This window comes from Chryseobacterium pennipullorum (assembly GCF_003384725.1).
Taxonomy (GTDB): domain Bacteria; phylum Bacteroidota; class Bacteroidia; order Flavobacteriales; family Weeksellaceae; genus Chryseobacterium; species Chryseobacterium pennipullorum.
Window position 1 is genome coordinate 14,916 of record NZ_QNVV01000003.1, and the last position, 24,001, is coordinate 38,916.

General features: G+C 38.3%; 21 protein-coding genes. 5 read left to right on the forward strand and 16 right to left on the reverse strand.

The window, feature by feature from the left end; all coding sequences use genetic code 11:
- The first annotated feature begins 27 nt into the window (after positions 1 to 27).
- From DRF67_RS04550 to DRF67_RS04565, 4 genes are all read left to right on the forward strand, one after another.
- Positions 28 to 1,719 carry a DUF6909 family protein gene (locus DRF67_RS04550; protein WP_115927139.1) on the forward strand — a complete coding sequence of 564 codons (1,692 nt, stop codon included), beginning with the start codon at positions 28 to 30 and terminating at the stop codon, positions 1,717 to 1,719.
- A gap of 128 nt (positions 1,720 to 1,847) precedes the next feature.
- Positions 1,848 to 3,686 carry a M1 family metallopeptidase gene (locus tag DRF67_RS04555; RefSeq protein ID WP_115927141.1) on the forward strand — a complete coding sequence of 613 codons (1,839 nt, stop codon included), beginning with the start codon at positions 1,848 to 1,850 and terminating at the stop codon, positions 3,684 to 3,686.
- 104 nt (positions 3,687 to 3,790) lie between these two features.
- Complete coding sequence (locus DRF67_RS04560) at positions 3,791 to 4,549, forward strand: type III pantothenate kinase (protein ID WP_115927143.1); 759 nt, start codon at positions 3,791 to 3,793, stop codon at positions 4,547 to 4,549.
- 38 nt (positions 4,550 to 4,587) lie between these two features.
- Positions 4,588 to 5,121: a GNAT family N-acetyltransferase gene (locus DRF67_RS04565; protein WP_115927145.1), complete on the forward strand. Its 534-nt coding sequence runs from the start codon at positions 4,588 to 4,590 to the stop codon at positions 5,119 to 5,121.
- A gap of 54 nt (positions 5,122 to 5,175) precedes the next feature.
- Here DRF67_RS04565 and DRF67_RS04570 read toward each other — a convergent pair whose 3' ends face one another.
- The 16 genes from DRF67_RS04570 to DRF67_RS04645 all read right to left on the reverse strand — a co-directional run bounded on the left by DRF67_RS04570 (position 5,176) and on the right by DRF67_RS04645 (position 22,782).
- A complete protein-coding gene (locus DRF67_RS04570) occupies positions 5,176 to 5,607 on the reverse strand; it encodes a nucleoside deaminase (protein WP_115927147.1) in 432 nt (143 codons plus the stop codon).
- A gap of 44 nt (positions 5,608 to 5,651) precedes the next feature.
- Positions 5,652 to 6,161, reverse strand: a complete 510-nt coding sequence (locus DRF67_RS04575; protein ID WP_115927459.1) for an energy transducer TonB — start codon at positions 6,159 to 6,161, stop codon at positions 5,652 to 5,654.
- 162 nt (positions 6,162 to 6,323) lie between these two features.
- Positions 6,324 to 7,244, reverse strand: coding sequence for a helix-turn-helix transcriptional regulator (locus tag DRF67_RS04580; protein WP_115927149.1), 921 nt, complete (start codon positions 7,242 to 7,244; stop codon positions 6,324 to 6,326).
- Positions 7,245 to 7,307: 63 nt separating this feature from the next.
- Positions 7,308 to 7,505 carry a hypothetical protein gene (locus tag DRF67_RS04585; RefSeq protein WP_115927151.1) on the reverse strand — a complete coding sequence of 66 codons (198 nt, stop codon included), beginning with the start codon at positions 7,503 to 7,505 and terminating at the stop codon, positions 7,308 to 7,310.
- Between the two features lie 28 nt (positions 7,506 to 7,533).
- On the reverse strand, positions 7,534 to 7,944 hold the full coding sequence (locus DRF67_RS04590) for a hypothetical protein (RefSeq protein WP_115927153.1): 411 nt from the start codon (positions 7,942 to 7,944) through the stop codon (positions 7,534 to 7,536).
- A gap of 3 nt (positions 7,945 to 7,947) precedes the next feature.
- Positions 7,948 to 10,023: a hypothetical protein gene (locus DRF67_RS04595; RefSeq protein WP_115927156.1), complete on the reverse strand. Its 2,076-nt coding sequence runs from the start codon at positions 10,021 to 10,023 to the stop codon at positions 7,948 to 7,950.
- A gap of 160 nt (positions 10,024 to 10,183) precedes the next feature.
- On the reverse strand, positions 10,184 to 11,743 hold the full coding sequence (locus DRF67_RS04600; protein ID WP_115927159.1) for a hypothetical protein: 1,560 nt from the start codon (positions 11,741 to 11,743) through the stop codon (positions 10,184 to 10,186).
- A gap of 35 nt (positions 11,744 to 11,778) precedes the next feature.
- Entirely contained in the window at positions 11,779 to 15,489 is a 3,711-nt protein-coding gene (locus DRF67_RS21765; protein ID WP_228435733.1) for a hypothetical protein, read from the reverse strand.
- A gap of 32 nt (positions 15,490 to 15,521) precedes the next feature.
- Positions 15,522 to 17,249: a hypothetical protein gene (locus DRF67_RS04610; RefSeq protein ID WP_115927161.1), complete on the reverse strand. Its 1,728-nt coding sequence runs from the start codon at positions 17,247 to 17,249 to the stop codon at positions 15,522 to 15,524.
- A gap of 257 nt (positions 17,250 to 17,506) precedes the next feature.
- Positions 17,507 to 17,677, reverse strand: coding sequence for a hypothetical protein (locus DRF67_RS21460; protein ID WP_165851743.1), 171 nt, complete (start codon positions 17,675 to 17,677; stop codon positions 17,507 to 17,509).
- Positions 17,678 to 17,881: 204 nt separating this feature from the next.
- On the reverse strand, positions 17,882 to 18,436 hold the full coding sequence (locus DRF67_RS04620) for a hypothetical protein (RefSeq protein ID WP_115927165.1): 555 nt from the start codon (positions 18,434 to 18,436) through the stop codon (positions 17,882 to 17,884).
- A gap of 4 nt (positions 18,437 to 18,440) precedes the next feature.
- Complete coding sequence (locus tag DRF67_RS04625) at positions 18,441 to 19,124, reverse strand: hypothetical protein (RefSeq protein ID WP_115927167.1); 684 nt, start codon at positions 19,122 to 19,124, stop codon at positions 18,441 to 18,443.
- A gap of 69 nt (positions 19,125 to 19,193) precedes the next feature.
- Positions 19,194 to 19,772, reverse strand: a complete 579-nt coding sequence (locus DRF67_RS04630) for a DUF2589 domain-containing protein (protein ID WP_115927168.1) — start codon at positions 19,770 to 19,772, stop codon at positions 19,194 to 19,196.
- Between the two features lie 356 nt (positions 19,773 to 20,128).
- Positions 20,129 to 21,166, reverse strand: coding sequence for a patatin-like phospholipase family protein (locus tag DRF67_RS04635; protein WP_115927169.1), 1,038 nt, complete (start codon positions 21,164 to 21,166; stop codon positions 20,129 to 20,131).
- Between the two features lie 255 nt (positions 21,167 to 21,421).
- Complete coding sequence (locus tag DRF67_RS04640; protein ID WP_115927170.1) at positions 21,422 to 21,922, reverse strand: M15 family metallopeptidase; 501 nt, start codon at positions 21,920 to 21,922, stop codon at positions 21,422 to 21,424.
- Positions 21,923 to 22,017: 95 nt separating this feature from the next.
- Positions 22,018 to 22,782: a LexA family transcriptional regulator gene (locus DRF67_RS04645; RefSeq protein ID WP_115927171.1), complete on the reverse strand. Its 765-nt coding sequence runs from the start codon at positions 22,780 to 22,782 to the stop codon at positions 22,018 to 22,020.
- A 61-nt stretch (positions 22,783 to 22,843) separates the two neighbouring features.
- Between DRF67_RS04645 and dinB the strand changes: the two genes are divergently transcribed.
- Positions 22,844 to 23,992, forward strand: coding sequence for a DNA polymerase IV (dinB, locus tag DRF67_RS04650; protein WP_115927172.1), 1,149 nt, complete (start codon positions 22,844 to 22,846; stop codon positions 23,990 to 23,992).
- Positions 23,993 to 24,001: the final 9 nt, after the last annotated feature.

Here is a 24,001-nt window from a genome sequence, read left to right on the forward strand (position 1 = left end):
TTTGTATATTTGTATGAAATTTATTTTATGACAAATTCTAGAGCAAGAGAAACAACCGAGGCTATTGAAAGATTATATATTTCTATGAGACATTTATTTTATAGAGGATTTTTCAAGCCGGGAGGTGTTTCAGGGGAAAGTATCAGAAGTTTGTTGAAAACCATCAATCCGGAAATTTATGGCACCATGAATATTCCGAACAAATTGGAACTGGATGGGTTGATGTATGTTTTAGACAGACTTCCGGAAGGGATTGAGGAGTGTGCTTTTATCCATCTGACTTCAGATGAGGGGTTTGATAAAGGAAGTTTCGAACCGATTGTTCCAAAGAAAAGAAGAAGAAACTGTTACAGAATAGACGAGCACCAGATGAATATCGAGGTTCTTTTGGGCCGTTCCGAAATTTATGACATTCTTACCCACCTTACCTTTTTATTTATTGAAGCGGATAAAATCCGTAATCTGGCGTTTATCCAGGATGAAAACTGGAAACCTACCCGTGCCTTTAAAATTATTGAAGACGTTGTAAAAGGGGATAAAAAATACAGCAGAAGAGAAAAAGAGGTGGCCCTTATTCACCTTTCTTCTTTAATAGGAAGAACTTTTGATGAAACGCTGAGAGCCTATAATACTTTTGGGGATGACAGTAATCCGGACCGCTTATTTAAAATCATCTATAACTTAGGAAAGGTAAGTCTTGAAGATGCAAAAGGAGCAAGAGAGAGAGAAATTCATTTCAGTGCAATATTAAAAGAAAGAGTAGGACACCATTATTTTGGTGAGAAATGGGCCAATAAGGTGAAGGAAATTTTATTTGAAAATAATCTTCATATGCGTCCGCTGCATATTATTTCTGCCAACATGCACTCGGTGAAAAATGTATTGTATGCCAATCATGCACTGAAAAAGAAACAGCATCATGAAGTAGACTATAAACTGTATGAAGACATCTCAAATAAAAAGGAACTTCGGGATAAAGTGCTGAAGTACGCCTTGGATGAAGGAATGATTCATATTGCTGATAAAAGCGGAAGTAATATTGATGTTCAGATCATTGACCTCAGCAAAACAGACCTTAAAAATACTCCATTTGCCGATATTAAATTTTCGGGAGACGATGTAGTTATGGTTTTTGACTATGCCTTTGGGGAACAGGCTTTTGAAGTAATGGATGAGCTTTTAAGACCATTCGAGCACAAAGGAGAGGTTTATATGATGAAGGTGAAATCCGTTTCTATTATGGGAAAAGCTGGTATTCTTACCGGTGAGAAAGGAGATATTATGATTCCTACATCCCATATTTTTGAAGGAACTGCTGATAATTATCCATTTGAAAATGCATTGAAACTTGATGACTTTAACGATGATGAGTTAAAAGCCTTTGAAGGGCCTATGATCACTGTACTTGGAACATCACTTCAAAACAGAGATATTCTTTCGTACTTTATGAATACTTCATGGAAGGCCATTGGTCTGGAAATGGAAGGGGCACATTATCAGAAAGCAATTCAGGTAGCATCTAAAATCAGACATCATATTTCACCGGATCTGTTTGTATGCTATGCGTACTATGCATCAGATAATCCTTTAGAGACAGGAAGTACTCTGTCTTCAGGAGGATTGGGGCTTACCGGTGTAAAACCAACCTATCTGATTACTTTAAGAATCCTGGAAAAAATCCTAAAAAGCGGAAAGAAAGAATCGGCTGCTAAGAACTAGCCTTTGAGCCTTGCTGATCCTTGTCAAGGTTTAGAACCTTGACAAGGATCAAGGCTCAAAAACCTTCGGATAACTCCTGTTTGAGGGTTTTGTTTAAATTACCTACCTTTAAAAAAATAAAATTTTAAATGAGAAAATCGGCTGCAATCATTTTTGCGTTTATCATTTCACAATTTCAGGCTCAGCAAGGAGCTTATTATCAGCAAGCTGCAAAGTATAAGATGGACATTGACGTCAATGCTGAAAAATTTACTTACCAGGGTAAGCAGACTTTAGAATATACCAATAATTCACCGGATGAGCTGAATGTGGTTTATTTCCACTTGTACTGGAATGCCTTTAAACCTAACTCTATGATGGATCAGAGAGTGGCTTCGCAGGGAAAAAATGGTGACTCACGGTTGCAGAAAGAAGGAATTTCCAGACTGGGATCTATTCCTAAGGATCAGGAAGGGGCTCAGAATATTCACTGGATCAGACAAAATGGAAAAGACCTGAAGTTTGAAGTTCAGGAGACTATCATGAAAGTTTATCTGGTTGAACCTTTAAAACCAAATTCCAAAACGACATTTACGATGGACTGGGATGCGGTAATTCCTCAGCAGATCAGAAGAAGTGGAAGAAATAACAGGGAGGGCGTGGATATGACCATGACTCAGTGGTACCCAAAAATTGCAGAATATGACTATGATGGTTGGGCCACGTTCGATTATATGGGAAGAGAATTCCATGCGCCGTTCTCAGATTTTGATGTAACCATAAAAATCAATAAAGACTATGTCGTAGGAGCAGGAGGTATCCTGGAAAACCCTGCTGATGTAAAAGGATATGATGCCAATGCCAAAGTGAAGGCAGAAAAAGATAAGAAAGCGACCTGGAAATGGACTGCAAAAAATATTCTTGATTTTGCATGGAGTGCAGACAGAGACTATTCTGTAGAAAGTTTTAATGTTCCTGATGGGCCCAAGGTATACCTGGTTTATCAGAAAAATGATAAAACCAAAGTTTGGAGCCAGGCTCAACCTTATATCACAAAATATTTCCAGATTATGAATAGCCACTTCGGAAAATATGTATATCCTACGTATGCATTTATCCAGGGCGGTGACGGCGGTATGGAATATGGAATGTGTACCATGATTCTTGGCGAGGCCAGTGACATTCAGGGATTGATGGGACTGATGGCTCATGAGGGATCTCACTCCTGGTATCAGCAGATGCTTGCGACGAATGAATCTGTACGTCCATGGATGGATGAAGGGTTTACAAGCTATGCAGAAGGATACACCATGCACCAGATGTTCCCGGAAAAGCTTCCCAATCCTTTTGTTGAAAGGTTAGATGCCTACAGAAACTTCGTGAAAAAAGGAATTGAAGAACCGGCGGTTTGGTTGGGTGATCATCATGACAACGGAACAGCTTATACATATGCATCTTATGTAAAAGGAGAATTGTATCTGGTACAGCTGGGGTACATTATGGGGGAGCAGAATCTTGCTGAAACATTAAAGCAGTATTATGATCAGTGGAGTATGAAGCACCCTTCAGACAGGGATTTTCTTCATATTGCCCAGAAGGTTTCGGGGATGGATCTGAAATGGTTCCACCATTATTGGATCAATACGACTAAAACAATTGATTATGCAATCAAGGATGTAAAATACGATGCGAAATCTACAACTGTTACTTTGGTCAACAATGGCCAGGTACCGATGCCAATTGATTTCAGTGTGATGACTGCCGATAAGAAAATTGTGACCTATCAGATTCCACTGAACATGACTCATGCATGGAAAGAAAAGGATGCCTATGGTGAATTTAAGACGATGCCGTACTGGCCGTGGACACAGAAAGAATATACGCTTACCATTCCTTATACGAAATCTCAATTGTCCGTGCTGGGAATCGATTTCAGCCAGAGAATTGCAGACGTCAACATGGCAGACAATTTTGTAGAAGTAAAATAAAAAAAGACCAACATAAGAGATAAAAGGAGTATTTAGAAGTACTCCTTTTATTTTTTTATAAATTTGGGATTCCAATTTTTCAAATCTAAGCCTGTTAAATATAAATGAATTCAATTGTAATAAACGTAGGGAACAGTAATATCCGGTTTGGTCTCTTTAATGGAGATAATTGTGATATTTCGTGGGTGATCAATACCAAGCCATACAGGACGGCAGATGAGCTGTATGTACAGATGCTGATGCTGTATCAGACCTATAAAATTGAGCCAAAGGAAATAGACAAAGTCATTATTGGTTCGGTAGTTCCCCAGTTGACCAAAGTAATGAGTTCAGGGATCAGAAAGATCCATGGAGTTACTCCTGTTATTGTAGACAGGGCGACTCCTTCAGGCGTTCAGGCAAAATCCAAACAGATGGGAACAGATATTTATGCTAACCTTGTTGCTGCCCATAATCTGTATCCTAACCGAAAAAAGATCGTTATCGATTTCGGTACAGCCCTTACCGCAAGCTGTGTGACAGAGACAGGAGAAACATTAGGGGTAATTATTGCTCCGGGAATTGTAACATCCCTGAATTCCCTGATCAGCCAAACTGCACAGCTTCCTGAAATTGAACTGAAGAAGCCAAAATCAGTACTAGGACTGGATACCGTAACCTGCATGCAGAGCGGAATGGTATATGGTTTTCTGGGTATGGTAGAAGGATTTGTGACGCGTATTAATGATGAGGTTAATGACGACTGCTTTGTAGTCGCCACTGGCGGCGTTTCGCATGTTTATAAGCCTTTGACGGATAAAATCCATGTCATGGACAGACTGCATACGCTGAAGGGACTTTATTTTTTGGGAAAAGATCTGTAAAGACTTAGTAAACAGAACCTCAACACTAATTTAATATCATGAAAGAGTTTCCAATCATTGAAACAGAAAGACTTATCCTTTCACAGCTGGAAGAGAAAGATATTCCTCCTATTGTTGAGTTTCTTCAGCATAGAATATTTTCAGATCTTACTTCCAATATCCCTTATCCTTATACAGAGAATGATGCTGAATTCTGGCTCAAAATATCTAAAGAAGCCTTTGCTGAAAATACCGGATACACCTTTGCAATCCGCAATAAGAACGGAGAAATCATTGGGGCTATCGGACTTCATGACAGGGATGACGACAAGGCGGAATTGGGCTACTGGATAGGAATACCTTACTGGAACAAAGGCTATGTAACGGAAGCTGCAAAAGCGGTGGTAGATTTCGGATTTAAGACACTGGGATTCAATAAGATTTTTGCCACCCATATTCCCCATAACCCGGCCTCAGGGAAAATTATGGAAAAAATAGGAATGGAAAAAGAAGCACTTTTAAAACAGGAAACAAAAAAAGGCGGAGTATATTTTGATCTGGTGATGTATTCAATCTTCAATGACAAAAATTAGTACCGGTTTTAAATAATAATAAACCTCTCTCACATGAGAGCATGTGAAATAACATTATCTTTTACTTTTAAAGAAATCCTTAACAATAGAAGAGCATTCAGCTTCCATGATGCCGGTTACAACCTCAGTTTTAGGATGTAGAGAAAGGTGTTTATTGATAAAACCTCTATGCTCATCTCTTGCTCCGATAACTACTTTCGAGATTTGAGACCAGGCGAGAGCTCCGGAACACATGACGCAAGGCTCCATCGTTACATACAGTGTACAATCCTTTAAATATTTACCTCCAAGAAAGTTCGCAGCAGAGGTTATCGCCTGCATTTCTGCATGGGCGGTTACATCATTGAGCGTTTCCGTCAGGTTGTGGGCCCTGGCAATAATACGGTTATTGGATACTACAATGCATCCGATGGGAACCTCATCTTTTTCTAAAGCGGCTTCTGCTTCCTGCAGGGCCATTTTCATATAATATTCGTCTGTAAACATGTAGTCAAAGTTTAAATAAAGGATATGGAGATTGTCCGGATATTTTATTTGGCCAGTGTAAGAGTTAAAGGAATTCTGAAACGGTAGGCAGCCGGATCTCCTTTAATCGTTGCCGGAGAAAATTTTTCTGTTAGGGAATACAACGCAATTTCAGCCTGCCTGTTGAAGGTAAAATTATCACCCTGCGCATGCACATTACTGATGCTTCCATCTTTTTCCACAATAAATGCAACATCAGTCTTTACGGTTGGGGTGACAGAATTGACACCATCTACATACAGAAGATCTGCAACTTCTTGTCTCAGAGAATTAATTCCACCAGGATAATCAGCAATTTTCTCTACGTCTGAATTTTTTTCAAGAGATGTTCCTTTCAGATTCTTTATCGTGTGGAGGTCTTCCAGGTTTCTTACCCTTAATAAGGCACCGATCAGCGCCGTGTTTTCGATACTGTCCATTTTCTTCATGAAAAAAAGGAAGTCTCCTTTGATGCTCGCTTTTTTAAAGGTATTGGATTCAGCATCGAATTTTTTCTTGAATTCCTTATTCAGCATGCTTCTGTGTTGGTTATAATAATTTTTTACCACTCTGAATTCCTCTTTCTGCTGGGAAAAGCAAAAGGAAGAAATAATACAGCAAATGCAAATAAATAAAACTTTCAATAGGGTATATTTATGTAAATGTACTCAAAAAAAATGATATCCGGTAATTGCTGTTTAGCTTTCTAAATACCGGTTCAGAGACTCCTGCAAATGGGTACGGATATCATCAACTAAACCTTTCGGTTCTAAAACGGTTACTTCCTTTCCGTACGAGAGAATTTCCTGCATAAAGTCGTAAGTAGGATGCAGGAAGAACTCAAAATAGATTTCTTCGGGCGTTTCTTTGGTCTCCTTCTGTGACTGATGCAGCGGAAAACTTCTGATATATTCTCCCTGATGGCGGCTGCACTTTAATACAATATTCTGAGGTTTCTGCTCCGTGAGGTTCATTACTCCGAAAGCATTTTTAAAGTGTTCCCTGAAGTTGTATCTGTATTTTTCTCTGAACTGATTTTTAGCCACATCAAGATAGTTAATCCTGTCAAGCCCGAATGATTTTAAAACTTTATCCTTCGTGTCTATGGCGATAAGATACCATCTGTCTTTGGATTCTTTTAAGGCTAAAGGATGGACCTTACGGGAGGTCATCAGCTTGTTTTTATAATTGTAATGTTCGAAACTGACCACCCTTTTATTACGGATGGCGAAGAAGAGATCATAAAAATGTTCCACACCGGTTGGCTTGCGGCTTTCAAAAAAGATGAAATCTGAAAAATCAGGATGTAGATTTAAGGCATTGCTTACCTGGAAAGATTCCAGCAGCTTCTGATTGTATTCGTCTACCTCCATGATCGGGCGGCTCTCAATATAATAGCGGTTATCACCTTTTTTCTTGTTGTGAATAGAAAGATTGAAAAGATCGGAAATCTCACGGATATCCCGCTGCAGGGTACGGATCGAGTAGCTTTTGATTCCTGCATCCTGGAATTCAAAAGAGTTTAAAAGATAGTCCTCCAGCTGGGAATAGGTAGCTGGAGAACTTTCTAATCTTTTAATTATTAAGGCATATCTTGTCAGATAAAAATCTTTCTTCATGGTAAAATGTTGTACCACAAATATATGGGCTTAATGCGACAAAACGTGTCGTGTTTTAATTTTTTATGAAGAAACAAGATTGAAAATTAATATAATCTTGTAGATCTGAAGTGACTTATGATTCTTCTTCCCATTCTTCAGCATAACCATGAGGGGTTGTGGTAAAAAGCACTTATCTTTTTCAACAATAAAAACATATTCTCTTTTTCGGTCCTGTAAATATTGTTTGACGATTTCAAATGCTTTTTCTTTGTTTATCATAACCTTACATTTAAAATGCAGTCATTTGCTATTTCCAAAACTCCTGAAAAAAATTCTTTTCGATTTTTAAAGATTCTTCTTCAGTAATATGAATGTTTTTTTTGTTGTTTACAGCATGTTTTACAAATTCTGGATCAAGCTTTATATTGGGATATTTCTTTATATATTCAAGGATATATTGAGGCCATAACCATACTCCGTCCGTATATATTGCGTTATAGGCTACAAAACTTTCATCATCGTAATTATCTGTTCCAAATAAAGGATCTTTTGCATTTTCGACAAATCCCATAAGAGGAATCACCATAATCCCCTTTTGTAAATAATCTAAAACTCTATCCTTATTACTATCTATAGTGCTATTGTTAGAAACCAATTCTTGAATACTTTTTGAAATACTGTAATCATCATGTTCTTTTATAAATCCAAAATATTTCATAGTTTAATCTTTTACAAATTTTACAAATTTTCCTTTTTTATCGTGGATGAATTGCCCAAGATCATCAATTGCAATTTTTTCAGTAGGAGCAATTACTTCAACATCTAGTATTTCTGCCAATTTTTTAGCAAAACCATTTTGCTTAGAACCAGTTTTGCATGCTATAAGTCTAATTGGTTCTCCTTTTTCATATCCTTGCTCGACAATTAAGTTCGCGAGTTCTTGAGGTTTTAGGATCCTACCATCAATAATAACATTTTTTTCTGAACCATGACATAATATATTATAATAACCATCATCACCTCTTTCTCTCAATCGAATAAAGTTCCTAAATGTAGCAGGATCTTCCCCAAATTTGAAATAACCAGGTGACATCCAATGTTTTTTGGTGGATAGATCGAATCCTTCATCAATAATTTTCTTTAGTTCACTCCATCCTTTCTTTAACCAAGTTATTAACTCCTGAAAACCTTTAATAAGATCATTAATACTTTTTACAACGAATCGAGTAAAAGATCTAAATGCTTTGGCTACACCTTTTAACGCTCCCCATGTAAGGCGAAAGATTCCCAAAATAGTTTCTGCTAAAGCATTGATAATCGCTGCTATGCTTAATGTACCCCCACTTACCAGAATTCCGACAACAATTTCAATGATTAAAGATATAATAAAACCATAAGCATATCCTATGAAATAAGCACAAGCTACAGGATCAAAAGTAAGTTTTATCTCTATTAACTTTCCATAAATATATTTAGCGGTTTCTGTAAAATCAATACTTTTAATAGCCTGTATTGCTTCGTCAAACTGTTCTAAAAGTGTAGGAAGATATTTTTCAATATTTTGGGCAAAGTCCTTCCCTAATGTGATTCCATCATACATCATTTTGACCATTGCAAATATCCCGGATACCGCATCAATAAGACCATTCCATATACCGCAAAGTAAAGCGTTGTATACTTTTGTTCCGTATTTCAGAATTTCCAGATTCGAGGCTACATTATGCATGATGTAATAAGCATCTAAGTAGGATTTATACAAAATCTCTAGCAAACCTTTAGGCTGGCTGTTAGGCTTAAAATCTTTTTTGATATTCAACAATGATCTTACAAAATCGTTTTGCTCTGTAAGCATTGTCTTTAAATATCGGTTTATCTCAGTAAAGTTTACTGTTCCGGAATTGCTATTTCCAGAGGAAATAAGGGGGTCATATTTATAACTTTCATCAAATGCTCCATTTTCAAGTCTTGGTGGTCTAGGTTGCCACCTGTTTTCTCCAAGCCTTGCTTTTTCAATGGTTTCTATAATTTTTTCAAGAACAGAACTTGTTGCCGTTCTCACAGCATTATTGGTGAGAATCCCAAGAGCAGGGTGGAGCAGAGAAATCCCACTGGAAAAGAAAGAAGCTACATTGAAGTATGTTTTAGCAATATCAATTCGGGTGTCTTCGATATACCCTTTCTGTAGAAGCCCTTTTATCTGATCATCTGTTAATTCAGGAACAACAGCCTTTATTTCTTTATAAATTTCGGTATTATCGTAAACATCATAGGCAAGTCTTTTCTTTGAATTCAAAAAAGTTAATACCTCATCAGAAATCTTTATAGCTCCGTAGGTTCCGCTGACATTGTCTGAAGAATTATCTTCTACGAAAATTAATATTTCTCTGCCTTGAGGACTTGATACTTCAAAACATTCTTTAAGCTTGGTTGCCTCTGTAGAAGAAAAGATAATGACTTTAAAAGCAAAGTTTTTCACATCTACTACACTGTAATAATAAAAGTCTTTAACTGTAGTTTTGATTACTGAAGTTAAATCACTTCTGTTATCGGGAATGTAGGTAAAGGTGCCTTCAACAGGAGTGCTGCCATCTGGAAAGTATTTTGTTAAAAGATCATCAGGAGTCTGATTAAAAAGCTTTACAGTGGCCAGCGGGTTCACATTACTCATTCCTCTTATATTCTCACCAATTGTAAAAGCGGCCTTAAACGATGGAAATGAAGGAAAAGATAATTGATTATCCATAGATAAGGCTTCATTCCCAATATCAAAAATATCTTTATAGTCTGTGTTTTCCATTGATAATAATTTTAAAGATTAAAAAAGGCAGAGTTTTTTATGCTCTGCCCTCTGTTGACTATTCTTTTACCTGTGATGAAGCCAGAGCATGTATTTATAGCTTGAGATTTTTATTTTATCCTCGGTGATGGTTTCATCGTGAATAGTCATCATAACACTTTTAGAATTTATATAAATTCGTGATGTTTAATGATGTGGTAGCCGGTCCACCCATGTTGTTGACAGCCATATTTAAACTGTATTCAATATCGGGTACGGAGATAACTGACAAAGATGTTGTCCCCCGAACCGTTACTGCAACGGTTATCGATGAGCCATTTTTTATGATAACTACATTCATGGTTTCATTAGCACCCGACCCGCTATTTGCAGGAGCACTGCCTACTACCGCATTATTTAGATAATACGTTCTGTATCCGGTTGAGCTTCCGATGATACCAACCGCTTTTATTCTTGTAACAGTCTGGTCCAACAAGTCAATATTGGAAGCGGTATTCATTAATCCTATATATTGTGTCTTTGACGTTAAATTGGCAGCATGTTGGAAATTGACAGAGAATTCTAAATAGAAATTTTCTCCTGCATTGTTTATTTTTGATGACTTTAAAGCCCCAACAATGGTTGGATCGTCGGTACTGTAAGTCTTGACATTGGCATTGCTTTGATAGATTGCAGAACCGCCATTTCCAAAGGTATCAGCATTTTGAGCGTCATTATAAATTTTCTTGGACCATGTTAATGCTGAAAAGTCAACAATCTGAAGGTTTTCAACAACAGAAATGGTTAAGCTTGTAACATAATAGGCAGAACCGTTCCATAGTCTTATTTTATACTGCCCGGTAGGCAGGTTTTTATAATTATAGTAAAACGTTAAATCTAAGCCATTGGTGTACAGCTGGACCTGAGAATTGGGTACAGTTGCAATAATGGTAGTACCATCATTAGCCATGATTTCAACAGAGAATGAGGTCGGAGGCATATTAAGATTAGCTCCCCGGAGGCTGATCCAATAATTTTTGTCCTGCTTATCCACAACAGGTGGAGTAATAATAGCAACGCTCATAGTCGCAGTGGTCCATCCTCCATTCATTGCTGTTTTCCATGCTGTTTTTTCAGCTTCGGAGAGCGTAGAGGGAAGGCTTAGAAAAGGCTGCTTTCCATTGGTTTTTCCAATACGGCCTGCAGCATTTTGAGACAGGAATGTATTAAATAAAGCATCGTTGGAGACATCTGACAATCCTGTAATGGAATACGGTAATCCGGAAGTGTTGAGGGTCCAGTTGGATCCTAGCGTCAGTCCGGCGCCAGCAGCAGAAGTGAGAGAAGAATTGGCAATGTTTTTTCCTAAATCTCCGGTGGGTAATTTTGCTGTGTTTCCGTTATCGTCCATCCCCAGAATTTTTGGATAATCCTGAACGTTTCCGTCTTTAGAAGGCTGGTCTACTTTATTTCCCAGCTTTTCTATGGTGTGGGAGTTATACTCTTTTTGAGTGGTGATTCCTGCGGTCAACAAATCAGGGTCTGAAATATTGATGAGGTTATCCTGCAAATCTTCCTGTTGAAGACCTATTGTCGGAGTTTTCATATCTCCGCTTTCATCAATAGCATAGTCTTTGTAAGTAGCTGCACCAAGTGCAGCTACCTGGTAAATAACATTCTTCTCTCTTTCTCCTTCGGGAGGTAATGCATTTACTCTGATGATTTTTCCTATATTGGACATATTGTGTATATTTTTTGTTAGTTATGATTGATCGTTTATTTCCAGTCTCCGGAAATTACTTTTTCAGAAGAGGAACCTGGTGTCTGAACTCCAAGGAGGTTGTCGTTCTTTACAAAATCGGTGTCGTTGGTCACCACATCTGAAGGAACTTCAAACTCTTCCGGGTTTTCTTTAGTAAATGGAAGTGCATTAAGGGTACGGAGCCCGGCAGAACCTTCCTGCAACATGTTTAATGACGTTGGAAGAGTAGTGATCCATGGTTTTCCTTGTTGTATACCTACCGGTTCGCGTAATTCATCAACAATACTCAGATACATCGGATCTCCGATTACTGGTACTTCACCTCCGCTCCAGATTTTTCCGGTAGACATAAAGAATTGTACGGCGTCTTCAAACCCTGGCTTTACAGTGACAATGATTCTGGCCATTCCTGCCTGGAGGAAGTTTCTGAATAGAGGATCTGTATTTTGAGACAGATACATTTGCTGCCATTTCGCCTTATCTCCCCAATAGTAAGGGTAGAAAGTGTAATCCATAATGCTCCATTCAAATGCTTGTTCCATGAATTTTGCCAAGGCGGTATATTGTTCCAGGTCATCACTTAATACAATACTGAAATCCTGCATTTTTTCTGCTCCATTGGTGAAATCTTTTCCAAGCGAACCATAATCCTGTAGTAAGTAAGCAATACAGTTATGTTTCAGAATGACAGATTCCATACTTCGGTAGAAGTTGCTTGTGCTGAGTTTTTCTTTATTCTGCTCTTCTTCTTCCTTCGCTTTTTTCTCTATTTCAGCCTTTTTCTCTGCAAAGATGGCATATGCCTCATCGTAAGCTTTGATGATGGCAGTAAAGTTTTCTAAGAACCATGATGTCATATAAGCGGAAGAAAGTTTACAGGTGATTTCGAATGCGATATTGACAGAATCAATATTTTCACATCTGTATACAAAATCATAGGAACCGGTTACATTCTGTGGAGTAAAATACGCTGTACTATCAATGGATTTTCCCCAGTTTTCCAATGGAATCATGGTTCCGGCAAAATTATTTACATGTAATACACTTTTGCCCTTTGAGTTTCTTTCAAAACCGTAGAACATTTTTACGGCGCTGGCTTCATAATTATCAGGAATATCAATTTGTCTGTGCCTGAACTCTCCGTTGCCATCCACTTTTTCCCATTGTTTCCCTAAAATAAGGTTAATAGGGGATTTTGGCTGCTCGGTAAGTTTTACACTATAGTGATTGGCCCAATATTCAATCTGATCTTTGGTTGCTTTCTGGGCACTTTCCATTTTCCATTTATCAGTAACTGTTCTTGGGTCTAACGGAGGAATTAACTGATCAGATTTTGATGAAGCAGCGGCCAGGTTATGAAGTCTTGCCGGTTCGGGAACCATGAACTCAAACATTGTACGCTTACCATAGTTGAAGATCTGGTTTTTCATTTTCTTGTCAACCCATCTGTAAACACCCACTACATGTTTATCACCATTTCTGTTATCAAAACCATGGGCATTGTTTTCCTCAAATTCCTCAAGGATTTTTTCAATTCTCTCTTCCGCTACTTTAGTAAGGAGTCTTTCTGTAGCTTTTTCAGTGATTTCCTGAGATTTTGAAATAGCCTGTCTTGTGCTGTTTTCTTTTGAGTTTCTGGCTGCAAAGCTTCCGCCCACTTCAAAAGATTTACCCATTCCTCCATACCTGAAGTGTGCTTCAGTATTGATATCCTGTTGGATAACATTAGCCACTTCAGACTGCATATCATTTCTGGTTGTGGTGGTTGTATCGCTTAGAGTTTCTCGCTCTGTAGACTTGGAGGTCGTGGTTTGTATTTCACTTCTTCTCAGTCTGCGCGTTGATTTTTGCTTAAACTCTTTTGCCATAATGTTTTCGATGTGAGTGACCTCTCCCGGAACATAGGCGTGGGTTGTCTGAACAACTTTTAGGTAATCTGCGATACCTAATCTCTTTACCCCAAAGTGTTTTGGAATGAAGGTTCCCGGTTTGTAATCACTACTGCCTTCAGAAGGGTTTTCAGTTTCATCTTTTGTTTCCTCAGTATAAAGAATCCCTGTAAAAGCCTTGTTAAGCTCTATCGCGGAAAGCTGTAAAGAAGCTTCTTTTCCGTTATTGAAATAAATTTTTATATCAAGGGAGCGGATAAACTTACCAAACTTATCGATTAAGAAGAGAGGCAGTGCCACCTTGTTATCGATCACTTCAATATTAGAAAAACTTTCTTCATAAAGTCCGAAATCAGTGCTGGCCTTCACGGTTACAGAAGCTGCTCCCCAGGCATTACTTTCGGCCTGGTAATAGAACGTTGCCGTTGCAGGCATTCTTGAAGAAACGGGCTCGTATGAAGTTCTTAAATAATACGATCTCGGAACAATACGCGAGGCAGCACTGTAAGAATTCATGACAGGAATCAATACTCCTCCTATACTTGCATACGTCTGCTCGGGAGCCGGTGATTTCTGAAATAAAGTCTGAACTTTTGAGGTGGTTTCTTCATCCAGTTTTTCAAAAATTTCAGGAAATGTATCAAACTCATCAGTAATGGAAACTTCGATTTTTCCCAATTGCAGTTTTCTTTCACTTAATACGGTGACCGTTGAAAAATCCAATCCGTTTTCAGGCTTCTCCTCACTGGTTACTTTTGTGAAAACATTGACAAACAGTTTAAAAGAATCTAATGAAAGCCTTTCTTTCAGATCTTCAAAGTTAATTTCATTTTTATATTCGAACTTAAATGCCAGAACTTTTAACAGATCCAGTGAAGCATACAGAGCATCAATTTGTTCCTGCGTTAAGCCACCATTTGCAATCTGTGACTGAATGCTTTCGTACATATTGTCGTATTTCTCAATATCAGCCTGGTACATGCTGATGTACTGCTTGTAAGCGGCATCATATGCTTTTGCTCGTAAAGTATTGAATGTCTTTTGGGCTGCTTCCAATTCAGCTCGTAGTTGAACGAGACTGTCTTTTTCAAAGGTAAGATGGGACAATTCCGAAATTCTCTCTCCCTCAGCTTTTAATTGTTGTTGGGTTGCAATGGAAAGAGACGTTCCGTTGATCACTCCTTCTCCAATTTTAGAAACATTTACCTGGAAGGCGTTTCCATTAGAAACAGAACCTGTACTTTCTCCTTCGTATCCGTCTCCAAATAACTTCATTGGAAGCACTACTCTGGCTTCCAGGGCTTTTGCCTTCAGATCTTCACCATTGATTTTTACTAATTCGGGAGTGGAAGGTAAGTCACAAACATACCCAAAGTGAATGGCTCTTAAAATATGAACTAAAGCTTCTTTGATGTAAAAGTTATTTTGGGTAACCGTCTGATAGATGAGGTTATCCCAAACCTGGGCTAGCTTGCTTTGAATTGCACTGCTGTTGTATAAGTTTTTGGCTGTAATCTCATCTAGTGCTGTAAGGACTTCTTTTTTTGCAATTTTCCTTCCTATTTTAAGAGCTTCGGAAAGAGATCCGCCTTCAATCTCAATTTCGCTTTGATAGCCTGTTGTATTGAATGTCTTGGCTGCATTTTCCAATGCCCTGAATTTTTCCAAAGCAGTGCTTGCCGGGTTGATCGCTGAATCAAAAGAACCTGTCAATTGTGCGGGTCTGTGAATGAAGCCGAGATTAATTTTTTTCGTTTCAGTCAATTCAGGATTTCTTAAGCTCACAAATCTGAATAAGGTTTGTGGCGCATTATTATTTGTTTCGTTTGTTGCCATTTTAATATTTGCTGTTGTTTTGTTGATTATTACTAGTAGAGAGGTTGATCTCCTTTCTTGGTGTATTCCAGAGTTAGTGTAAAGGAGTCGATTGCAGAATAATTGTAATTTGAATTATTTTTAAGCTGAAACTGCACAAACTCTTTTTGGAGTGAGATAAAAGCTTCGCCTCTTATTTGATTGCCTGCAAAATCCGCTTTCATATCATACCATTCGGTAAACATCTGATTGGAAACGATCATTTCCATGTCTTCGAAGATTTTGTCTATTCGAATGATGCCTTCATCCGGAATCTGAGAGAAAACAGCTGTTTTCCTGTAGATGGGCTTATTGTCAATCCATAATCCACCGGTCTTTACTTCTTCCTTGGTATAGGAATGTTGTTGGTCTGCATATTTCTTTTGGATGTAATCAAGATCCTTTACGTTGTACGTATAGTCTGATGCTCCTGAAAGGCCCCTTACATTGGTTCCCCCACAGGTAATGAGATAAGAAGGTTCTGCTGTAATAATTCCTTTTTTGGTAATCTCAGCCACCGGACCCTCGAACTGTTCAAGGAATGTAAGTGCAGAATTCCCCATAAGCGTTCCGTTTTTTGTATGATCGGAGCAGAAAACAGTTCCTTTGGAAAGCCTGGTAAAACTATTGTTATTTGGATCTTTAATGACAATATCTCCTGTTACGGGCTTCGCAGATGCGGTGCCGGCTAATGGAATATATTCGGAAGCGGCTCTGTCTTCCCAGCCAAATGTCCCATCTGGCCTGGCAACGATATTTTTAGTATAACCTGCATCTGCACTTGGAATCTGATCCGGAGTGATTGAAAATTTACCATTCAGGTTGATATATTTGTCTTCAAAATTCCCGGAGATCAAGGCATCTGAGAATGCTACAGGCCCACGCGAGCTGAGATTGTTGATATACAGGCTGTTTTGTAGCTGATTGCTACCAAAATCAGAGTTACATCCGATAATCACGTTGTTTTTTGAGTCAGTTCCCAGATTGACCCCGGCTCTGCTGCCGATTAGAATATTCTGGTATTTTCCATCTCCACCTCCGTTGCCGGCAAAAGCTCCCAGTACGGTATTCCTCTGGGCACTTTTGGCATTACCAAAACTGGCATAGCCTACAACCGTATTCTCACTTGAATATAGGCCGTCTTCCAGGCTGAAGTTACCAACAACCGTATTTCCCTGGCTGCCATCATCAGTCACTGAAGAGTTATGGCCAATGACAACGTGATCGTTACCAAGAGGGTTGGTCCCTTTACCAATTGAGATGGTATAATTTGCCTGACTCGCCATATTATTGGTTTCCTGGCCAATCATAATATTGCTTAGATCAGAAGATCCGCCATAGGGTACTCCCTGTACTTTGATCGGTCTTGTAGTTTCATTTCCCCTATCCGTAACAGATTGTAGCGTTGCAAGTTCTCCTTGCGTAATGTCAATATATCTTGCGCCTGTCCACCGGTAGAGCTTGTTAGTGTCCTTTGTAATATAAATTTTCCCGGATTCTCCTAGTTGAGGTAAATTGGAAAGGGAATCAAATTCTAAGACATCATCTACATAGCTTGGAAGCTGAGATGCAGGAACGACCCCTCCTACAAGGTCTGCTTTTTGAGAAAAATCATACGCTAATTGTTCTAATGGGATTTTTTCCTCTTTGTGCCAGTAAGATTCCTGCCACTCCCAGAATTCCTCCTGTATGGGGATATCTCCGTTTTCGAAATATTTTTTTAAATCTTGTTTTGTTTTCATAAATGATTATGGTTTGGTTAATAAATAAGTGAAGAGTTGAAGCTTTTATCAGGCAGCTTCTCTGCCTTTTTTAAGGAGATTATATGGTTTGTTGTGATTTGAATACATTGGTATTAAACATAGTTCTGGCTGTCCGCCATTTTTGTGAATGGTGAATTCAAAGGATTTGAAATGTTAATGAGACTTTGTGTGAGTATTAAAGAGATGTCAAAGGTAATGTCGGACAGCGTCAGAACTTGTCGTGTTTAGTATTTTATTTAGAAAGCTTCCTCTTCAAGGATGTCTTCTTCGAAATCTTCCCGGAAGAAGCTTTCAATGTCATTGAGATAGTTCTCATAGTCGATCTCTGCATTTTCGATGTCGCTCCATTCTACGGTGTAGAGGTCTTCATCGAAGATAATGTCTGTATTGTGATGAGGTGTTTCCATATTTTGTGTCATTAGGTGTTGGTGATTTTTTTGAGATATTTCTGGCTGTTCAGCATTGATGTATGTTGAATTCAAAGGTGTTTTTTTAATAGTACTAAGGATGATTTTTGTGTCTTTGTTTATATTTCAAAGATAGCTGGGGCAAGCGTCAAAACTTGACGCAAAAAAAATAACTCAAAAAAAAATTTGAGTTATTTTTAGTATTTATGAAAAATCCTGAATATCAATTTCATCCGCAATGAGCATGATGATATCCATTTCCGAAAGCATGGATTTGAGCTTTATGCCACCGATTCGCAGGTCATTGTCAGAAAGGATATACCACCATATTTTCTGAACAAAATCTTCAAATTTTATATCCGCATGATAGACCTGGGTTTTTGACTGGGCCGTCAAAGCTAATAATTGTTTTGTGATCTCCCTGCATTCGTTCATCTTGTTTTCATGGGGGAGAAGTACGTTCAGGACACAGTTTTGTGCTTCATAGAGAAGAGCAGCTGTAATTTTAAGTTGATTTTTCTTTGTATGGATGCCCCGGTCATCACTTATTTTCCCTGCCAGAATTTTACTTCTGAATCCTGCGATCTCTGAAACTTCACTGATGCTGTGGGTAGAAAGAATATCTTCTACTGCCTTTAGCCATGATATCATTTTCTCGATAAAAAACGGATCTTTTTTTTCTAAAGATGAAACAATTGCCGGGAATCCCAGCAATTGCTCCTTCAAATGGGAAACTAAGATAAATTGTGACTTTTTCATGGTTTTATTCAGGGATTAAGGTTTCTACAATATTTCCGTTGATATCTTCGTATCTTGACCATTCCATTCCTGCTTCACTCACAGACATCTTGGCAAAGATCAGGCATTTCACATCCAGTTCCATCAGTTGGCTTGCTTCAACAATAATCTCATGATCCTCCGTTTTTTCAATCACTCTTCTGGCTTCCTGAGTAATTCTGTTGAATACGCGCTGCAAAAAAACTTCTGGATCAGTATTTTTCCACGCGAAGTTGGGAAGTGTTCTGCAAAATTCCAGGGTGTATTTAGGAATAGGGTCAAAATATTGTATCTGTTCATCCGTAAGTGACGGCTTATTTTCTTCTTTGATCTTTGTGATGATCTCATTGTAATTGTTTTCCTGGTTTGCCAGAAAAGCTTTTAAACTCTGATCGTTCTTGGTGTCTGAAGAATTATAATCTGTACCTGCTGTTTTGATGATTTCATCATATGTAAAATCCCTGAATGGAAGTTTGGGCGTATTGCCTGCTGTAGCAAACGGAATGGTAAGGTCTACTGTTCCTACTTTCATTCTGGGAATGGAAAAATGTTTCAGCAGATCATTCTTTGCATATTCCCGTGCGATCTGTACGGTTTGTAAATCGGTCATTTTTCTGGCTTCAGCGATCTCAGAGACAATCCCGCCCAGATATTCTTTAAGTTTTGGCATAATAAGTTTTTAATAAGGTGAAAATGGTTAAAAACGGACGGCTGCCAAGGCAGCCATCCTAAAAAGTTATTAAGCAGGAGTAGCAGGTGCTGCTGTTGCAACAATAGCGTCTTCCAACATATCCATGATCCTTGCAAGGCCTGCAGGCAGCTCATCATTGACAGCTTTTACATGAACACCCAGGGTGTATGTTTTTTCTGTTGTTGATGTGCTGGAGTTGGTTTTCTTGTAAGAAGCTGAAGCGTTAAACTTCACTTTCCAAAACTTGGCACTTAAAGAAGCGCTTCCCTGGAATTCACTCGAGATATTCTGAGTCTCAACCGAATTGAGCTTTGCATTAAAGTCAATGGTCATCTCATCAATTCTTAAAGCCGGAATCGTAAGCATTGAAAGCAATGGAACACTCAATGTAACTTGTGACTGTACCAGATTTTCATTACCCTGTACTGTACTGGGTACTGATTTTTTGTACACAAAATCTACGTATCTAAGCTTTGAAGCAGCTCCCTCTCCTTCGAAACCGACTTCTTTAATGAAGTTAACTTGTGACATGGATGCGTCATGCTGGGCTTTGATCGCTGCCTGCATTGGGCCTCCGATGTATACACTGAAATCTAAACTGTTTAATTCTTGGACTAAATTTGCCATAATTCTAAAATTTTTAAGGTTATTAATTAGGTTAATAAATATATAGTAGTGCTAGCAGACTAATATTCGTTGAGATCATAGCTATCCTGTTCAGTGATGTACCACTGAATTTTAATTGCTGACAATTAAAAGGATATTGGATGGAGAAATAAGCTTATTCAGCTGTAGTTTCCCTGGTTATTTTGTTGTTTCAAAGATAATTTGATGAAGCGTCAAAACTCGTCGTGTTTTATTATTTTTCTTTTTTATTTGTCTTTTTGTTAAAACAAAATTAAAGCTCGAATGACGTGGTGACGTATCAAATTTTTATGATATAAGCTTTTTAGCTTATTTTGGTAATTTATAAGCTTATAAGCTTATATTTTATTTTTGATGAGCTTCTGAACAATTTGATTAAGTGTCTCTCTGTTATCATCAATATAGCTCAGTCCTGCCTGGATCAGGTTTTCAATATTGGACCTTCTTACATTATCCATTGCCGGTGAAGCATTTTTCAATGAAGGGTTCAGGCGGTAATAATTTTTCTGATTTCTGGACCCCAACGTCTGAAACATCTGGCAGAGCTGGTAATCTACTGTTTCTGCATTGGCAGACATCAAAATATCAACAATAGGGCTTACCCAGCCTATTTTTCCGGCCTTTTGAAGTCTTCTGAAAGAATAGGGTCTGGCTTCAATTCCGGTTCCTATTGAAATAATGATCATATCATTTACTCCGGGATGATTGGCCTTCTGATGGTTTTTCAACACTTCGGCAAAAGGAATTTTACGGGCTTCAGCGTAAGCGCATAGCGCAGGATTATTGGCAAACATGCCTCCATCGATAAGGCTGAAGATCTGTCCATACATCGATTTGATCTGTACAGGGCTGAAATAAGTAGGCGCCGCTGAGGTAGCCCTGCAGATATCTTTTACATAAAAGTTATCTGTACTGAGGTGGGCTTCCCACGAATTGAAAAGCTTAGCTCTTCTGTTTTCTATGTCGTAACTTGTTATTAAGCATGGTTTTATTAATTCTTTTAATTCTAAATTCCCAAAAAAGTCATTCAAATTTTTTTCAAGTGCTTCCTGGGAAAACTTTTCATTCAGTAATCCGAATGGATTGACCAGTTTTTCCCAAAAAGAAACCTGGAAGATGTCGCCGCCCTTTTCAGCATATAATTCTAATCCTTTCTGGATAGAATATTTTGCTTTTCGGGTTTCATCGGGACATAGAATAATAGAAGCAATCAGACCTCCTGTGCTGCTTCCCGCTACCAGATCAAAATAATCCCCGAGTCTTGCACTCGGTTTATCATAATACTGAAGCTGTTCTTCTATGTAACGTAGAATAATGCAGGTGATAATTCCTCTTATTCCACCCCCGTCCAAAGAAAGAATGGTTGTCTTTTTCATGTGGTTTTTTCATTTTTTTTAAGAAACACCTGGCAACTTTAGACAAGTAAAACCAATAGATTTCCGAAAAATGTCTATTGGTTTCAGCTTATGATAAGGATTGCTTTTGGTGTTTTTCTTATAAAGCAAAGATAGATCGGGGAAGCGACAGAACTTGTCGTATTAAAAATATTTTTAATTAATTTTACCAAAAAAGAGAACTTTAAACCAGTAAGTTAGCTTGTTTTGTTTTTTTTAATCTCAACCAGATGGTAACTAAAAAACAATATAATTTTGTTTATCTCTGGGCATTTTCTGGAGCGTTCTCCAGGTAGTTTTTACAAGACCTTTCTTCGTTGGAATATTCTTTTTCTCAAAGTGGGGAAGGTCTTTAAAGGTTTTCCAGTTCCCTCCCCAGTCCCAGCCGTGTCGGGCAAAAATTTTCACACATTCATACCAATCGGATACCTTGTCATTATCCCAGTCTTTTACGGTGTCCCAGCTTGCTGTTTTTCCGTCTATCATCAGGCAGATATCTACTGCAAGCCCATAATTATGAATGCTCTGTCCGGATTTGGCGTTGGTCACTTTTTTACCTGAGGTAATTCTTCCTATGGCATACAGCTTTTCCTGTTCTTCAAACGATCTTAAGCCTTGGGTGATCCGTATCTTTGCTCTTCCGGTAAGCGATTCATCACATTCTTTAATGATTTTTTTTACTTCCTCCCTTACCAGCGGGTGAAGTTTCTGAATCCGTTCTAAGGTTACTTTATCCATAATTTTTTTTCTTTTGTGAAACAAAAATATAGAGCGAAAGCGACGGAACTTGACGTGTTTTAATTAAAAATACGGAAATGTAAAATGTATCGTGTTTACCCTTTAATCTGAAGGTTTTCGATGGTCTTTTTAAGGTCTAAAAACATTTCTTTTACATTATAATTTTCGAAATTATCATGCCCGAAATCTTCGGGAAATATCCCTGATGCATATTGCCATACCTCTACAATTTCTCCTAAAGGAATATCATAAGATTCGTAAAATGAATTGTCGGCAGAAACATGTATTACATCATTGTTCCTTGATATGAATCTTTTGTAAGAAATACCTTCATTTAACGTGACGAAGACATAGCTTTTATGAGCCTTCAGATCCTCTATATTCTCAACATATTTCCCGATAATGTAAGAGCCGTCTTTAAAAGGCGGCATTGAATCTCCTTTGGCTGGGAATGCCCGGTATTTTCCATGAGTCAGAAAAGGCAAAGAAATTCTTTGTAAGCTTTCAATATATTCCGGATCACTGTAGCCGGATAGATATCCCATTGATGTTTTTTGAGGGACGATTTCAATACTGTTGTTGCCTAACTGATCTACAACCACAGGTAATAGGATTCTATTATCCGGAAGTTTCAGCATTTCCTCTAAGGGATACTTCCTGATATCAACAGATACAAGCAAATCTATACTGATATTGAAAAACTTGGAAATTTTGATCAGTATTTCAATGGGCGGCTCAGATCTCCCATCTTCATAAGAGACATACCTGGAACGGGTAAGCTTTAACGTATTCGCTAACTCTTGTTGAGTTTTTTCTTTTTTACCTCTTAAAAAGCGTATGTTATCAGAGAAAATTGACATTGTTACAAATTATAACAACAAAAATACGAATTTTGTTTAAAAACATAACTAATTTTGTAACGTGAACCGGGCAATTGTACATATGGATCTCGATACATTTTTTGTATCCTGTGAGCGGCGTAATAACTCACAGCTTCAAGGTATTCCTCTCATTATAGGAGGTGGAGACCGTGGTGTTGTGGCCTCCTGCTCTTATGAAGCACGAAAATTTGGGGTCCGGTCAGCAATGCCTATCCGGATGGCGCTGAGACTTTGTCCTGATGCAAAAGTAATTCGGGGTGATCACGAAATGTATTCGAACTTATCACATACTGTCACAGAAATTATTCAGGAAAAGGTTCCTCTGATGGAGAAAGCAAGTATTGATGAGTTTTATCTGGACCTCTCCGGAATGGATAAGTTTTTTGGCTGCTATCAGTGGACAAAAGAAATTGCAGAGGCCATCAGTAAGGAGACGGGCCTTCCGATCAGCTTCGCTTTGTCAACCAATAAGACCGTTTCCAAAATTGGAACCGGAGAAGCAAAGCCTGTTGGGAGAATGGAGATCAAAGCATTGGAAATTCAGCCGTTTTTAAATCCTTTATCCATTAAAAAAATTCCAATGGTAGGGGATAAGACCTTTCAATTGTTATCACGGATTGGCATCAGGACAATTCATACTTTATCTGAAATGCCGGTACTGGTTCTGCAGCAAATGATCGGAGCCAACGGGAAAGAGCTTTGGAAAAAGGCCAATGGGATTGATGAAAATCCTGTTGTCCCTTATTCTGAGAGAAAGTCTATCTCCACCGAGAGGACTTTTACTACTGATACGATGGATATGATAGAATTAAAAAGACTGATCTCAGGAATGGCTGAGCAGTTGGCGTATCAGTTGAGACGGGAAAAATGGCTGACTTCAACGGTGGTTATTAAAATACGATATGCCAATTTTGATACGGAAACTAGGCAGTGCAAAGTATCCTATACATCCGCCGATCATACTTTGTCCAGGGTTGCATTAGACCTTTTTAACAAAGTTTATACAAGAAGAATGAGACTTCGGCTGGTAGGCTTGCGGTTTACGGGATTGGTCCACGGAAATCATCAGATGAATTTATTTGAGGATACCGAGGAACAGATGAGCTTATATCAAACAATGGATTACCTCAAAAACCGTTTCGGAGCTGATGCGGTAGGACGGGCATCCGGTTTTGACTTCGGAAAATAAAATTAATTT